Here is a 14,788-nt window from a genome sequence, read left to right on the forward strand (position 1 = left end):
TATTTTTAAGCTAGTTCCGGTTCAATTTGTCGAGACAAAATTAAACCTATCCGCCGGGTGCCAAAGGCTGGATTGGCTTAGTTTTTGTCCATTTATATTAAGAAGAAAATTCCACAAACATAGATGAAAAACATAACGTTGCAAACACTTATCATAAAATAATATAACATAGTCTGTGTTATTGTAACTTTCTTCCTGTTAATTCCGTTTAAAAGAAGTAAATTTACTACACGAATCACGCTTAAAACATATTTCAAATGAAGCCTATATTATACATTGGACTGGCCGCATCGCTCGCACTGGGAGCGTGTTCCAGTACCTATAAAACGGCTCAGACTCCGGATGATGTATACTATTCTCCGCGTCAGCAGCAGCGTACCTATGCCTCCAGCAACGGTTCGAACGGCAACAGCCGCCAGGATGAAAACGATGCCAACTATGTTGAAGGAACGCAGGATGATGGCGGTACCTATGTAACTTACCAGGACGATGACCAGGGTGACTATCAACGTCGCCTGAACAGATTTGGCAGTGGCAGCAACTATTCCGGTGATTACTGGGATGGTTACAATGCAGCCTCCAACCTTTACATGAGCAGTGGCTTTGGTATGGGATACGGTAGCGGCTTTGGTTTAGGTTACAGCCCATACAGCAGCTTTTATGGTCCTTCCTTTGGTTTGGGCCTTGGATTCGGCTGGGGAATGGGTGGTTACTACAGCCCCTGGAGCACCGGCTTCTATGGCGGATGGGGTTATCCATACGTAGGCAGCTACTGGCCTTCTTACTACTACCCGTACTACGGCGGCTACTATGGCCACGGTGGTTACTACGGTGGTGGCGGTTATTACGGACATTATACCACACGTCCTTCCAACTCCTATGGTTCCGTAAGAGGCGGTAACGAAAGAGTTCGCAGGGCAGATTATACCAACAGTGGCGGCACAGGCGGCGGCGGTTACACCCGTCCTTCCAGAACCGGTACTTTCCAACCTGCCAATGGCGGTACATCCAATGGTGAAAGACCACGCCGTGTATTCCAGCAGTCCAGTTCTGAAAGACCTGTAACCAGGCCTTCTTACCAGAACAACAGCGGCAGCAGCAACAATGGCGGCGGTTATTCCCGTCCGCAGAGAACAGAGTACAGCAGACCTGCTCCTACTCCGGCTCCAAGTTACACTCCTAGTTCCGGCGGTGGTCGCGTAGGTGGTGGTAATTCCGGTGGCGGCGGTGGTGGTGGCTACAGCCGTCCATCCAGAGGAGGCCGTTAATAAATAAAATCATTTACAAGATAAGCGTAGCCTAAAAACCTACGCTTATTTTTTATCTCGCACACGTTTTGCCAGTTCAGCACGTTATACTTATCGCGGCAAGCGTTAGTAACCGTTAAATTAACCTGCAAGCAAATCTCATTTTAAGAATACAGATTATGATTAAAAGACTTTATCCTCTTTTAGGTGGCTTGTTTATATCTGTAACAGCCATGGGCCAGAGTTCCAACGACGCATTACTTTACTCCCCCCTGCAGCCTCACGGTACAGCCAGGACCCAGGCGCTGGGCGGTGCAGGTGTGGGCCTTGGAGGAGATTATTCATCTGCTCATATTAACCCGGCAGGTATTGCCATTTTTAAGACCGGCGAATTTCATATTTCGGGTGGCGTAGGCATCTCTCAAAATACCTCCAATTACCTGGGCAACAGCCAGCTTGATAATAAAGGGAACCGCAGCAATTTCCAGCTGCCATCCATCGGGCTCATTATGGCTACCAATAAGAATAGCGGCAGCAGTACCTGGAACAACATTACCTTTTCACTGGGTATGGAACGACTGGCCAATTACAACAACGAAATTGCCATTGCAGGTCACAATACCTTGTCTTCTTATTCCGACCGTTTTGTAGATGATATATTCGATGGCAGTACCTCCACACAGGCACTGGGCACAGATCTGGGATTCAGTACCGGGTTACTGGCTGACTACCAGCCTACCGGCGGTAACAAAGAACCCATGACACTGGCCTCCCCTTCCAGGCAAATAGGTGGTCTTACGGAAGGCATCCAGCAAAGAGGTACCCTGAAAACAGAAGGTGGTTTGAATGAATACACTTTTGCTATCGGCGGTAACTACGGCGATCGCCTGTATATCGGCGCCAGCTTAAACCTGCCGAGCATTAATTATAAAGAATCACTCGCCTGGTCAGAAGATGACGCCAGCAGTAACAAAGGCAACGACTTTGGCTACTTCGATTATTACAAGGACCTGAAACGTACCGGCTTAGGCGTTGGCGGTAAAATTGGTATCCTGTATAAAGTGTCTGATCATTTCAGACTTGGTGGTACTTTCGCTACCCCTACCTGGTATTCCCTTCATGACAGCTACAGTTCGGAACTGTACTCAGATATAGAAGATGGTCGTGGTGAACAGGGTTCTACTTCCTTTGATCAAACAGAAGGTTATCCTGTAGAATACGACTACAACTACACTGCGCCTTTACGCGCGGCAGCGGGCGCATCTTACTTTTTTGGTAACCTGCAGGAACCACAAAGCCCCCAGGGCTTTATTACAGCTGATTACGAATTCGTGAATACCCCTTCCGGTAAATTCAGGATGAGTGACGACAGGGCCGGGGAAAAAAACCTGAACGATAACATCAGCGCGGTGTATAAATCTACTTCCAATATTCGTGTAGGCGCCGAGGTTAAATTTATGGCGATATACGCGGTAAGGGCGGGTTTTGCTTCCTATGGCAATCCATACAGCGATGATAAATACAACGCAGGCGTAAACGCTTCCCGCAAAGTGTACAGCGGTGGTATTGGCTTCCGCAATAAAGGTCTTTATGCAGATGCTACCTACAGCTACACCCAGGGCAAAGACAGGTACCAGCCTTACACTGTGTACGACGCACAGCTGAGTCCTGCGGCGGCAACACTGGATTTTACCAGAAGCAACATTGTACTGACAGTAGGATTTAAATTTTAAGCAACCTCATTTTACGATACATAAAAAAAGCCGTGGTGTAATTCACCACGGCTTTTTTTTATGTATCGTCTATTACTCCGCCTTCAGATTCTTCACCGGGTTTTCCAACGCTGCCCGGATCGCCTGGAAGCTCACTGTGAGTAAAGTGATTCCAACAATCGTAATCCCTACCAGCAGCGACACGCCGGCTCCCACCTCGATGTGATAAGCAAAGCTATGCAACCACCGGTCCATGCAATACCATGCCAGCGGCAAACCAATCAGCACGGCTATCAGTACCGACCGCAGAAATTCCCCCGACAACATCATCATTACATGGGTAGCGGTAGCGCCCAATACTTTGCGGATGCTGATTTCCTTACGCCTGCTTTCGGCGGTAAAGGTGGCCAGTCCAAACAGGCCCAGACAGGATATCAGGATAGCCAGTGCAGTAAAATATTTTGATAAGGCGGCCACTCTTTTCTCCGCTGTATATTGCGCCTGGTAATCTTCATCGAGAAACTTATAATCGAACGCAAACCCGGGGTTATAGTGCTGGTAGAAGGCAGCCAGTGCATCCAACACTGCTTTTGTTTGCCCGGCTTTTACTTTTACCATTACCGTGCTGTTCAGAGAATCCAGCCGGAAAAACAACGGGCTGATAACTTCGTGCATAGATTGAAAATGAAAGTTCTTCACTACGCCTGCTATCTCCGTTTTCATCCCGTTAAATTCTATCACCTTGCCTACAGGATTATCAATTCCCATTGCCTTGATAGCAGCTTCATTAAAAATGATCCTGGAATCATCTGCACCGTAGTCGCGGGAAAAGGACCTTCCAGCTGCCATTTCGATGCCCAAGGTTTCTATCATATCGTAGTTCACCATAAACGGACGGCACATAATAGTTTCCGTGGTGCCCCTGCCCTTCCAGGTGCACCCTGTGGAAGGCGCGCCCAGCACATTCCCTACCATAGCAGAGGCATTCACCACGCCTGGTATTCTTTTCAACGCTGACAGGAATTCAGGTATATGTTCCGGCACTTTCCCTTCCACATCGAAGTATACGACGTTGTCTTTGTCGTAACCAGGATTTTTATCCTGCACATAAGCTATTTGCCGGTATACTGTAATTACGCCCACCATAAATAAAACTGAGAGTGTAAACTGGAATACCACCAGGCCTTTGCGTGCCATCAATTGCCCCGGTGATCCCGGCACCTTTCCTTTTAGCACTGGCAGAGGATTAAATCCGGACAAATACAACGCCGGGTAGCCACCCGCCAGGATGCCCGTCAGCAGCGCGATACCAGTAATGATACCCACCATTGTGCCACTTAGCGAGAAAGACAATGCTTTGCCGGTGATACGATTGAATTCCGGCAGCAGCAGTGCCACCAGTAGTAATGCGATGCCCAGCGCGAGAATAGTCATCAGCATGGATTCACCGAGGTATTGCAGTACCAGCGCCAGGCGGTTGGCGCCTATTGTTTTGCGGATCCCCATCTCTTTCATTCTGCCGGAAGCCTGTGCGGTGGAGAGGTTTACAAAGTTAATGCAGGCAATTACCAGGATAAAAAGTGCGATGAGGGAGAATAATTTCACGTAGCTGATCCTGCCACCGGCAGCCACACCGTTTTCATAATTGCCATGCAGGTAATGATCGCTGTAGCGCTGCAGGAACAGGTTGCGGGGTGTAGTGCTTCCCTTGGTAAGACCAGTCATGAAGCTGCTCAGCTTTGCATTAAACGCGGGGATATCGGCGCCTTCTTTCATAACAAGAAAGGTATTGAACGGTCCCTGCGGGTCCAGCGCCGTGATGTTCATGATTTCCCGGAATGCATCGAATGGCAGCAGGCAATCGAATTGGGTGGAAGTATTGGTGGGGAGCTCATCTAACACGCCGGAAACAGTGCTGACTTTTTTGAACCGGTCTACCTGCCAGGTGATGGTTTTACCCAGTGCATCGGTTGTACCAAACAGTGTTTGTGCAAGCTTAGAAGAGATGACGATGCTGTTTTTGTCTTGTAGTACCTGCCGGCTGTTTCCCTGCAGCAATGGATAGGAGAATACCTGGAGATAATCCTGACCTGCAAATATGCCGGCGGATTTCGTGCTTTTGTTGCCGGTGGTCAGCGCTATTTTAGGGAACCAGGATGGCGGTGTGCTCACGGTAGCATTTTCCACTTCAGGCATATTTGCTTTCAACGCATCCGCCAGCAGTGCGGGTGTTCCGTTGGAGGTGGTAATGCCTTTTTCGTGTGGCTGATTTTCCATTACCTGGAAAAGGTGGTGGTCGTTTTTATGGAAGTGATCAATGCTGAGTTCATCGTATACCCACAAACAAATCAGCAACGTACAGGCGAGACCGGTAGACAGGCCAATGAGATTGAGGATCGTAAAACGCCTGTTTTTCAGCAGGTGGCGCCAGGCCGTTTTCAGGTAATTTTTAAACATAAGCAACTGTTTTCGTGAGCTGTGCAGACACGGTGCCGCCAAGAAAATGCCATGTTACCAGGCTTTTAAATACAAGAGATTTATATATTTTATATTTATCGCAAATGTTCGGTTTCAGTACAGTGGTTGTCCGTAATTATTTTCCGGGAGATGTATACCGCGGCGTTACAACTGGTGGAAAAATCCTGCGCGGAGCATGCGTACTAGCCTTGTTGCTGCACGTAGTTCATGATATCTGCCGTATTGCGCGGATCAAACCAGGTGAATGCCGGGTCCTTCCTGAACCAGGTGAGTTGCCGTTTTGCGTACTGGCGGGTATGTGTTTTAATATCGTCGATGGCCTGATCGAGGGAGATGTGGCCGTCGAGGAAGCTGAATATTTCCTGGTATCCTACGGTGCGGAGGGCATTGTGTTCGCGGTAAGGTAAAACGGAGCGGACTTCTTCCACCAGGCCGGCGTGTATCATTGTATCTACGCGGTGGTGGATATTGTGGTGGAGTTGTTCTTTGGGCAGGGTGATGCCTATTTTAATTACCCGGAAATCGCGGGGGGAGCGGGTAGCACTGCGGAAGGTGGTGATAGATTGGCCGGTGGCGTCGAGCACTTCCAGCGCGCGGATAAGGCGTTGGGGGTTTTGGGTTTCGGCGGTGGCATAGAAGCCGGGATCGCGTTCCTGCAATTGTTGCTGCAGCCAGGCGAGGCCGTGTTGTGCATACTGTTCATTGAGGTGAGTGCGGATGCCCGGGGCAATGACAGGCATATCGTCGATTCCTTCCGCAAAGGCCCTGATATAAAGACCGGTGCCGCCGCACATTATGGCTACGTCGTTTTTCTCAAAGATTTCGCGGGCGTAGCCCAGGGCCAGTTTCTCGTAAACGCCTGCGTTTACGTCTTCCCGGATGCTGTGGGAATTGATGAAGTAGTGGGGAACCGCCGACAATTCTTCCGCGGAGGGCTTTGCTGTACCGATGCTGATTTCGCGGTAGCATTGCCTGGAATCTGCAGAGATCACTGCTGTATTAAACAGTTGTGCCATTTGAACAGACAACGCTGTTTTGCCAGAAGCGGTGGGACCTGCGATAATGATGACGGTTTTTTGCATAAGTATTGCGCTAAATATTTAGGGATCTGTTTATTTTTTCCGGGAGACGGGCCATTTCAGCTAAGTGGATGAAACGGGTAATCTCTGCAAAAAATAAACAGATCCCTAAAATGACTGACAGTTCTATTTAAAAGTTATTTTCTTCTTCTCCGCCAAATTCTTCTGTGCTATCGCCGCCTAAGGCGTCGCTTTCTTCCCCTTCTTCGCCGAAGCCGTCGGCGTCCATACCTTCTTTATTGAGGTCATATTTTTCTTCCATTTCCACGAGTTTATCACCTACCAGGCCTTTGGTGCCATATTGACTGGGGGCCAGGCCTTCTTTGCGAACGCAGGCAGGGTAAACCATTTTGCTGTTTTCATCTTTGGAAACGCCGATGAGTTCTACGAGGAACGACCAGTTTTTGGCGAAATCGTAGAGATAGATAAATTTCTGATTAGGATCTTTCACTGCGGCAGCAATCATGGTATCCGCCATGAGCAGGGGTTCTGCTTTACGGGGTTGATTATCTGCTTCCAGGATGATTTCCCGGCCACGTTGCCAGTTATCATTGCTGCGGAAAAAGGTGGCTTTGTGTTTTGAATCAAATTCGAATGCCTGCAAAATTGCTTGGTGAAATAATAAAAACGTCTGATTCGGCTTAATGGCAATGTCCCTGTAGACACTTTCATCTTCTTCCCAGTAAACTCTGAATTTCAAAACCGGCATGACAAAAAGGTTATAAGTTATTTAATGATTAAACACTCCGCAATGAGCGGTGGATCCTGAATGCTAGTGTATTTTATTATGGTATTGTAAAATTACCAATTTTATTTAACCGGGCTTAGATTCAATGCGCCGGCTTTTTCCAATAAAAAAGCGTATGCTGCCTCGTAAGTATTTGGGATTTCGCCATCCAGGATGGCTTCCCTGATGGCGCTTTTCAGATCGCCTACGATCCTGCCAGGTTTCAGCCCAAATGTTTCCATAATCATCTCCCCGGTTATAGGAGGTTGCCAGTTGCGGATCCGGTCGCTCTCTTCCACTTCTTTTAAGCGTCTGCGGACCAATTCAAAATTTTCGAGGTAGCGCTTAACCTTGGTTTTATTTTTTGAGGTAATATCCGCTTCGCACAGCATCATCAGTCCTTCTATATCGTCTCCGGCATCGAAGAGTAATCTCCGGATAGCCGAGTCTGTTATGTTCTCTTTTGTGAGACTGATGGGACGCAGGTGTAGTTCTACCAATTTCTTTACCAATCTCATTTTTTCGCTCATTGGCAGTTTCATCCTGCTGAAGATACGGGGAACCATTTTACCACCTACCGCATCGTGACCGTGAAAAGTCCAGCCATGACCGGGTTCAAATTTTTTGGTGGCGGGTTTCCCGATATCGTGTAGCAATGCGGCCCACCGAAGCCAAAGATCCCGTGTATTTTCCGATATATTGTCTACTACCTGCAAGGTATGATAAAAATTATCTTTGTGCCCTTTTCCCTCGTACATCTCTACTCCCACCATATCTATCATTTGGGGGAAAATAATTTTGAGCAGGCCGGATTGATATAAGAGGTCCAGTCCTACCGAGGGTTTTGTTGAGAGCATTATTTTATTGAACTCATCGGAGATCCTTTCCTGGGAAATGATCCTGATCCGTTCAGCATTTTCCTGTATGGCGGTAAAGGTGCTTTCTTCGATGGTAAACTGCAGCTGGGAAGCAAACCGGATGCCACGCATCATGCGCAGGGGATCATCGCTGAATGTTTGAGCGGGCGCCAGGGGCGTCCGGATGATTTTCTTATCGAGGTCCACGAGGCCGTCGAATGGGTCGAGCAGGGAGCCATAATCGATATCCCGGAGGCTGATGGCCATTGCGTTGATGGTGAAATCGCGGCGGTTCTGGTCGTCCTGCAGGGTTCCGGCAGACACTTCGGGGTTGCGGGATTCTTCGCGGTAGCTTTCTTTGCGGGCGCCAACGAATTCAATTTCCAGGTCATTCAGTTTAACCTGGGCGGTACCATAGGTTTTGAAGAAGTTAACGGGAATGTTGTCACCTAAATTTGCTGCGACTTTGTGTGCGAGTGCGATGCCATCGCCTACGCAAACAATGTCCATATCTTTTGTTTTCCTTCCCAACAGTTTATCCCGCACAAAGCCCCCGATCAGATAGGCGGGAACGCCCAGTTCCTGGGCGGCCAATGCTATCTTTTCCAGCACTTTTCTTTCCTGCAGGGAGCAGGGTATGTCCAACGGCTTGCTGCTGATCATATTTAAATATTCCTGTTAATTTTTATTCCTTTCTCTGAAACCAGGGCGCAAATGTAATAAATAAACGATTTTAATCCCGGATTATCACGATTGAACCATCTTTGTTTATCCTGATTATCCTGGATGCGGCGCTGGGGGTTTCATCGTTTTGCCGGTAGTTCACCACATAATCCACGCCATTCCGGATGCTGGCGGACACGTCGCGGAAGCTGGCCGGCGAGGGTTCCCCGCTGACATTGGCGGAGGTGGACACCAGTGGTTTGCGTAATCTTTTGATCAGGTGGCGGCAAAAAGGATCTTTTACAATGCGGATGGCGATGCTGCCATCTTCGCTGATCACGTTGGGGGCCAGGCCGAGTGCGCCTTCATAAATAACAGTGGTAGGGCGGGTAAAGCCGGCAATGATGTCGGCCATATCGGGGCGTGGATTTGCCACATAATGCAGCAGGTCTTTCACATCGGCCAGCAATACTACCAGGCTTTTGCTTTCGCTCCTTTTTTTCAGGGTATAAATTTTCTGTACGGCCTTTTCATCGGTGGCATCGCAGCCGATACCCCAGATGGTGTCTGTAGGATAAAGGATAAGTCCGCCGGTACGCAGCACCGGCATGGCTGCACTGATATCATCTTCAAACATTTTATATTTCCTTATTTAATTGTTTATATACTTTCATCATGGCGGCGGCGCATTTTTCCGGGGTAAAACGCTGTGCATGCTGCCATCCTTTTTCCTGCATTTGCCTTACCAGGGAAGGATTTCCCATGATTTGCCTCATCGCGTCAGCTATGGAGCCAGGCTCCCGTGGATCTACGTACAGGGCTGCATCTCCCGCTGTTTCTGCAAAACAGGACCCGTGGGAGGTAATTACCGGTGTACGGCTCCAGAGGGCTTCCAGTATGGGAATGCCGAATCCTTCAAAGAAAGACGGATAGATAAGCGCTACCGCGCCCTGGTACAGGAGAGGCAACTCACTGTTTTTAAGCCGTACCTGTTCATTGAGGAAAATCACCTGTTGTGTGAGCCCGTTGGCTTCCAGGTATGCTTTTACTTTCTTTTTATAGCCACTGCCATTGCCCAATACCACCAATGGAAAATCCAGTGTTCCTTTTAGTGTATTCATGGCCGTTACGATGCCTAACAGGTTTTTCCGTTCAATAATCGACCCCACGTACAGGAAATACTGGGACGGCAAACGGTACCTGGCGCCCATTGCGGCGATATCATCATCGGGGTATGTAATGGCAAAAGAGGGATCGCAGCTTTGGTATACCACATCAATTTTACCGGCAGGCGTGTGATAGTAAGTGATCAGGTCCTGCTTTGTCTGCTCGCTGATGGCCACTACCCTGTCTGCCTGCTGGCAGGCGTAGCGGGCCTTGCGGCGATAAGTGATAACATCAATAGGATTATACTGCTCCGGGTATCTTTCAAAAATAAGATCGTGCATGGTAACTACCGACCTGATACCGCTTTTATGAATACCAAAAGGCAGTTCATGACTGAGGCCGTGGTAAATACCGATCTGGTAACGCAACAGGTCCTTTACCACAAAACGGCTGCGCCAGGCCGACTTAAACCAGCGGTACAACGGGTTTTCCGGCACCACTACTTTAAGATCCGGCAGGGCACTGAGATCGTACATACCGGTTTGCCTGGGGGCAAACAGATAATATTCATCTTCCGGGAAATCCTTTACCAGAGATGATATCAGGGTACGACTATAATTCCCAAGACCAGTGTCGTTCTGGAATGCACGTTTGGCGTCGAATCCTATTTTCATAAAGTTCTTTCTTCCACAAAAGGCAAAATTACGGATTACGGATGGCGAATTACGTATATCTGATAAGATTTCCGGAAATACCTCTTTGTAATTCGTAATTTTATTTTCTACGTATTATGTTTGCAAAAAATAAAAAAAATGGATTTACAACAACAAATACTGGCTGCCTGGGCTGATCGCAGCCTCTTACAGGAGACACAGTACACAGATGCAGTTAAGGCGGTGATAGAAGCGGTAGACAAAGGACATCTGAGAGTTGCGACGCCAACAGAAAACGGCTGGCAGGTGAATGAGTGGGTGAAACAGGCTATTTTACTGTATTTCTCCGTTCAGCCAATGGAAACAATGGAGGTGCCTCCATTTGAGTTCTATGATAAAATGAGATTGAAGTCGAACTATAAAGAACTCGGCGTAAGAGTAGTTCCCCATGCAGTAGCGCGTTATGGCGCATTCATTGCCAAGGGCTGTATCCTGATGCCTTCCTATGTTAACATCGGCGCTTTTGTAGATGAAGGAACGATGGTAGATACCTGGGCAACAGTAGGCTCCTGCGCACAAATCGGTAAACACGTGCACCTGAGCGGTGGCGTTGGTATTGGCGGCGTACTGGAACCGTTACAGGCCAGCCCTGTAATCATTGAAGATGGTTGCTTTATTGGCTCCCGTTGCATTGTGGTAGAAGGCGTTATTGTGGAAAAAGAAGCGGTATTGGGCGCCAATGTAGTGCTGACGCAATCTACCAAGATCATTGACGTAAGCGGCAGCGAGCCGATAGAATACAAAGGCCGTGTACCTGCCCGCAGCGTGGTAATTCCTGGAACTTACACTAAGAAATTCCCTGCTGGCGAATACCAGGTATCCTGCGCACTGATCATTGGTCAGCGTAAAGCCTCTACAGACCTGAAGACCAGCTTGAACGACACCCTGCGTGAGTTTAATGTAGCGGTATAAATTTTTATATATTGATGAACGGCGCCTGTTATAGGCGCCGTTTTTTTATGTCCTGAAAAAAAATTTGGTTAGTTTAAAAAAGTGTTTACTTTTGCAATCCCTTTTATGGGGACAAGCGATGCCCAGATGGCGAAATTGGTAGACGCACTGTGTTCAGGTCGCAGCGTTCGCAAGGATGTGCTGGTTCGAATCCAGTTCTGGGCACGAAATTAAAAAAGGCTTTAAGTCATTAGACTTGAGGCCTTTTTTGTTCGAATCAGTTTTGTTCTTTTGGGATGCTGAAGAATACCTCTCTTACCTTTAAATTCCGTAAAGATCTTTCCATCATAACTTTACTCAGCAGCCACCTTTGCGAGGAGCACGTTTATAAATTATTCTACCATCTTGTTCTACATAGTCGCCCGATACAATTGGATATGAATACTTGGGCGCGTACGATACAAAATGACTTCTTATAATTATTTTGTCGTTAACCTTCAGGCTATGCATTTGCTGAAATTCATTAGCGTTTTCCAGCCCAAAACTAAGAATATAATCGTCACCATTAATCCTGACCATCACTCCGAAACCTAATCGTGAGCCTGGCGGAAGAGAAAGAGAGGTTACAACAGCTTCCATATTGGTAGAAGCACTTGTTTGCTTCTTTATTTTAGCCGCACCGGCAAGCACCTTTTGACCTTCAGGAGACGCTTTCCATTTTTTGAACCTTATACCCTCGGGGGTGGCTTCCCATTTTTTTAATTCGGCTTTCATTTCAGCAGCAGAGAGTGGCTTTGGGGCTGATTTTTTAGCCGTTTCATTTTTGATTTCGCGATTGGCAAATACTAGTCCGCCTACCACCACCAGCGGTAAGATCAGCGCATAAATAACTTTTTTCATATTTTTTAGGTTTAATTAACATAAATCTATCTTCTGATAAATCAGATCCGTTTAAGGCATTCCTTTTTATTTTTCGTATCCTTTCAAGTTGGTGCAACAAAAATACTTTGATTTATTTCAGCCTAAGGAATCTGTATTGTAAATAGAAGTGTAAACTTTGTAAATAATATCTTGACATTGTGTTTGTTAGAAGAAAGCTCCTGCCCGTCAGACGAAAGCACCAGGGCGGATGGTTATTACGCTTGTTTTGGTTCGAAAACTTACTGCTACCGGGCATACATAAAAAGCCCGCTCAATGAGCAGGCTCTTTCTTTTTTGTAAATTCCCCCCCTATTGTACATGGCTGGAGGTTAGCTTTTTGTTGTTATCTTCATCAAAGCTGGCTTGACCGGCTGCTTTATATTAACTATCATGACAGATTTATCTCCTGCAGAGCATCAAATTCACCGTGTCACGAATTTTCAGGACCTTGTTGCTACGCCATTCAGTGGAGAAATGAATGCGATTTGCTGGCCCCGTCAACTAACAGGTAATTTTTCTGAGATTGTAAAAAAGGTAGCGCTAAGCGGAAATATTACGACCATTGAACAAGAGGAACTTCATGAACTTCAGCTGAGTGAACAAGGGCAACTTGCCCGTGAAATTCTTTTACATGACCTGGAGGTATTGAAAGCTCACGGTGCATCGCCCATCCTCAATGTGATCAGCTACTACGACCGGGATGATACCTTCCCTTTTTTTCCAACCGATGTTTATTCTTTTCATGTAGATCGCTCTCCTATACCAACCGATACCTTTTTATGCACTTACTATGGTGAGTCGAGTGAAATATTACCAAATTCACAAGGCAAAAAGAAAGTACTTATTCCCGCGATACGTGATGAACTCAAAAAACTATATCATGGAGCAGCGGAAGGCTTTGAATCATTCTTAAGCGACCATTTCTTTGATCTGCATTACCAGGCTACGCCTGATGCACGGCCAATAAGCTTAGGGCTTGGTCACCTATGGAGGCTGGCGGTTGATCACCCTGAAAGCCAGGTGCCTCCCTGTATTCACCGTGCACCAACAGAAAAACCCGGAGAGAGCAGGTTGTTACTGATCTGTTGAAGCAAACGATAAAGAGGTGGTCTCCATTACTTTTGACCACCTCTTTATTATTTATGGCTTCATCCAAACCAACTTCCAGTTTAAATCCCTGCCCCGTTGTTCCGCTTTTACAACTACATAGGTCTTACTCTCTGCATTATAATCATACGCTTTAAACAATCCCTGGTCATGATCCCTTTTCTCAGATGGTTTAGCAAAAAAATAATCCACTGCAGGTATTTCCTTATTACCACTCAGTTTATAGCAAAACGCATCACAATCGTCCAGTGATTTTACTTTACGGGGATCTTTTCCTGCCTGTACCCTTTCAATATTATCTGCATCATCATTCAGGAACAGGTAATTAGTACCCCCTGCACTCAGGTAGTTAAATGCTTCCAGCGGAGAAGGCTGTTTATACGACATTTCGAAGGCGTTATATGCATTGTAAAACATAGGAGATCTAAGCATCTCTGCACGTAAATGACGTCTTGGCACTCTATAATGTTGTATTTCTTCTCCATCATTTGCCAGCACACTCACGGTATAATCTTCCATATCATAACCGGTGGAATATTTAGTGGAATATTTATCAGTCAGGGCATCGCGCGATTCCAGCGATAACTTAATTACCATTGGCTATGGCCCCGCACAGGAGAGTATATGGGGGAATAAAAGGGAGAATTACCATTGTAGCTGCCTCTGCTTACGCCAACGCTACCGGAAATGGAGAATGTTTTGTCGTTGCTAATATACATTACCCCAATTTTGGCATCAGACCAGGCGGCAAAGTTATTCGTTTGTATCCAGCTCTGGTTCTTGTTAACCGCAGGCCGATAAGGCACGCTGTTATAACGGAAAACGTAAGGCGTTACCGATACCCCGCCGAAGGCGTACAGGTTATTGGTTAACTGGCGGTTAACCTGCAATGCCAAAGGTACCGACAGGAAGGAACTGCTACCTCCTTTAAATCCTATGAAGCCGGTAGAAAGGCCGGCATACTTTGTAACAAACCATTTCTTATGGATATTGGCAGTATCACCTACCTGTTGACGGTGTCTGAAAGCCGGTTCCATGCCATTTATAGCCCCGAAAGAGGAGTCTATCTGTGCATTTACCGTCATACCTGACATAAAAATAACCGCAAAAAGAAGTGTCCGTAACATACCAATAAAGATAAGCATCCTTTTTTACTAAAATGCTAACATAATCACAATATGTGAATGGCTACCTGAAATTATTTCAGAAAACCCCGATCGTTTTGCGCCGCTAAATCGTCAAAAGATAAAATAAAAGGCAATAGATAGTTTACCGCATATATGCTA

At 46.8% G+C, this 14,788-nt stretch carries 13 protein-coding genes and 1 tRNA gene; 5 read left to right on the plus strand and 9 right to left on the minus strand.

Going from position 1 to position 14,788, the window contains the following annotated elements:
- Positions 1-257: 257 nt before the first annotated feature.
- Both QFZ48_RS02420 and QFZ48_RS02425 read left to right on the plus strand, forming a co-directional pair.
- On the plus strand, positions 258-1,268 hold the full coding sequence (locus QFZ48_RS02420) for a hypothetical protein (RefSeq protein ID WP_429046046.1): 1,011 nt from the start codon (positions 258-260) through the stop codon (positions 1,266-1,268).
- 158 nt (positions 1,269-1,426) lie between these two features.
- On the plus strand, positions 1,427-2,980 hold the full coding sequence (locus tag QFZ48_RS02425; protein WP_370912710.1) for an OmpP1/FadL family transporter: 1,554 nt from the start codon (positions 1,427-1,429) through the stop codon (positions 2,978-2,980).
- 72 nt (positions 2,981-3,052) lie between these two features.
- Here QFZ48_RS02425 and QFZ48_RS02430 read toward each other — a convergent pair whose 3' ends face one another.
- From QFZ48_RS02430 to QFZ48_RS02455, 6 genes are all read right to left on the minus strand, one after another.
- Positions 3,053-5,416 (minus strand): ABC transporter permease, encoded by a 2,364-nt coding sequence (locus tag QFZ48_RS02430; RefSeq protein ID WP_429060987.1) that lies wholly within the window; start codon positions 5,414-5,416, stop codon positions 3,053-3,055.
- A gap of 203 nt (positions 5,417-5,619) precedes the next feature.
- Positions 5,620-6,519, minus strand: a complete 900-nt coding sequence (gene miaA / locus QFZ48_RS02435) for a tRNA (adenosine(37)-N6)-dimethylallyltransferase MiaA (protein ID WP_429046043.1) — start codon at positions 6,517-6,519, stop codon at positions 5,620-5,622.
- A 127-nt stretch (positions 6,520-6,646) separates the two neighbouring features.
- Complete coding sequence (locus tag QFZ48_RS02440; protein ID WP_370912713.1) at positions 6,647-7,225, minus strand: IS1096 element passenger TnpR family protein; 579 nt, start codon at positions 7,223-7,225, stop codon at positions 6,647-6,649.
- A 101-nt stretch (positions 7,226-7,326) separates the two neighbouring features.
- Positions 7,327-8,763, minus strand: a complete 1,437-nt coding sequence (locus tag QFZ48_RS02445; protein ID WP_429046041.1) for a CCA tRNA nucleotidyltransferase — start codon at positions 8,761-8,763, stop codon at positions 7,327-7,329.
- Positions 8,764-8,833: 70 nt separating this feature from the next.
- The gene (locus QFZ48_RS02450) at positions 8,834-9,400 is read right to left on the minus strand and encodes an L-threonylcarbamoyladenylate synthase (RefSeq protein WP_429046039.1); all 567 of its coding nucleotides are present in this window, start codon (positions 9,398-9,400) and stop codon (positions 8,834-8,836) included.
- A 1-nt stretch (position 9,401) separates the two neighbouring features.
- The gene (locus QFZ48_RS02455; protein WP_429046037.1) at positions 9,402-10,544 is read right to left on the minus strand and encodes a glycosyltransferase family 4 protein; all 1,143 of its coding nucleotides are present in this window, start codon (positions 10,542-10,544) and stop codon (positions 9,402-9,404) included.
- Between the two features lie 138 nt (positions 10,545-10,682).
- On the opposite strand from QFZ48_RS02455, the gene QFZ48_RS02460 reads away from it, so the two are divergent.
- Together QFZ48_RS02460 and QFZ48_RS02465 are read left to right on the plus strand one after the other, a co-directional pair.
- Positions 10,683-11,495: a 2,3,4,5-tetrahydropyridine-2,6-dicarboxylate N-succinyltransferase gene (locus tag QFZ48_RS02460; RefSeq protein ID WP_429046036.1), complete on the plus strand. Its 813-nt coding sequence runs from the start codon at positions 10,683-10,685 to the stop codon at positions 11,493-11,495.
- A 120-nt stretch (positions 11,496-11,615) separates the two neighbouring features.
- A tRNA-Leu gene (locus QFZ48_RS02465) sits at positions 11,616-11,699 on the plus strand.
- Between the two features lie 132 nt (positions 11,700-11,831).
- On the opposite strand, the gene QFZ48_RS02470 is transcribed toward QFZ48_RS02465, so the two are convergent.
- Positions 11,832-12,374 carry a hypothetical protein gene (locus tag QFZ48_RS02470; protein ID WP_429046034.1) on the minus strand — a complete coding sequence of 181 codons (543 nt, stop codon included), beginning with the start codon at positions 12,372-12,374 and terminating at the stop codon, positions 11,832-11,834.
- A gap of 411 nt (positions 12,375-12,785) precedes the next feature.
- Between QFZ48_RS02470 and QFZ48_RS02475 the strand changes: the two genes are divergently transcribed.
- Positions 12,786-13,484 carry a hypothetical protein gene (locus QFZ48_RS02475; RefSeq protein WP_429046032.1) on the plus strand — a complete coding sequence of 233 codons (699 nt, stop codon included), beginning with the start codon at positions 12,786-12,788 and terminating at the stop codon, positions 13,482-13,484.
- A gap of 51 nt (positions 13,485-13,535) precedes the next feature.
- On the opposite strand, the gene QFZ48_RS02480 is transcribed toward QFZ48_RS02475, so the two are convergent.
- Positions 13,536-14,099, minus strand: coding sequence for a hypothetical protein (locus QFZ48_RS02480; protein ID WP_429046030.1), 564 nt, complete (start codon positions 14,097-14,099; stop codon positions 13,536-13,538).
- Positions 14,093-14,629, minus strand: a complete 537-nt coding sequence (locus QFZ48_RS02485; protein ID WP_429060989.1) for a hypothetical protein — start codon at positions 14,627-14,629, stop codon at positions 14,093-14,095. The genes QFZ48_RS02480 and QFZ48_RS02485 overlap by 7 nt, the downstream gene beginning before the upstream one ends.
- Positions 14,630-14,788 lie beyond the last annotated feature (159 nt).

Origin of the sequence: Chitinophaga sp. W2I13 (assembly GCF_050434005.1) — a bacterium.
Lineage (GTDB): Bacteria > Bacteroidota > Bacteroidia > Chitinophagales > Chitinophagaceae > Chitinophaga.

What these genes read in the sequence shown, in the direction of transcription:
- QFZ48_RS02450 (WP_429046039.1), bottom strand. Translation starts at nt 9,400, where the DNA reads ATGTTTGAAGATGATATCAGTGCAGCCATGCCGGTGCTGCGTACCGGC.
- QFZ48_RS02445 (WP_429046041.1), bottom strand. Translation starts at nt 8,763, where the DNA reads ATGATCAGCAGCAAGCCGTTGGACATACCCTGCTCCCTGCAGGAAAGA.
- miaA (WP_429046043.1), bottom strand. Translation starts at nt 6,519, where the DNA reads ATGCAAAAAACCGTCATCATTATCGCAGGTCCCACCGCTTCTGGCAAA.
- QFZ48_RS02420 (WP_429046046.1), top strand. Translation starts at nt 258, where the DNA reads ATGAAGCCTATATTATACATTGGACTGGCCGCATCGCTCGCACTGGGA.
- QFZ48_RS02455 (WP_429046037.1), bottom strand. Translation starts at nt 10,544, where the DNA reads ATGAAAATAGGATTCGACGCCAAACGTGCATTCCAGAACGACACTGGT.
- QFZ48_RS02485 (WP_429060989.1), bottom strand. Translation starts at nt 14,629, where the DNA reads ATGTTACGGACACTTCTTTTTGCGGTTATTTTTATGTCAGGTATGACG.
- QFZ48_RS02440 (WP_370912713.1), bottom strand. Translation starts at nt 7,225, where the DNA reads ATGCCGGTTTTGAAATTCAGAGTTTACTGGGAAGAAGATGAAAGTGTC.
- QFZ48_RS02475 (WP_429046032.1), top strand. Translation starts at nt 12,786, where the DNA reads ATGACAGATTTATCTCCTGCAGAGCATCAAATTCACCGTGTCACGAAT.
- QFZ48_RS02470 (WP_429046034.1), bottom strand. Translation starts at nt 12,374, where the DNA reads ATGAAAAAAGTTATTTATGCGCTGATCTTACCGCTGGTGGTGGTAGGC.
- QFZ48_RS02430 (WP_429060987.1), bottom strand. Translation starts at nt 5,416, where the DNA reads ATGTTTAAAAATTACCTGAAAACGGCCTGGCGCCACCTGCTGAAAAAC.
- QFZ48_RS02425 (WP_370912710.1), top strand. Translation starts at nt 1,427, where the DNA reads ATGATTAAAAGACTTTATCCTCTTTTAGGTGGCTTGTTTATATCTGTA.
- QFZ48_RS02460 (WP_429046036.1), top strand. Translation starts at nt 10,683, where the DNA reads ATGGATTTACAACAACAAATACTGGCTGCCTGGGCTGATCGCAGCCTC.
- QFZ48_RS02480 (WP_429046030.1), bottom strand. Translation starts at nt 14,099, where the DNA reads ATGGTAATTAAGTTATCGCTGGAATCGCGCGATGCCCTGACTGATAAA.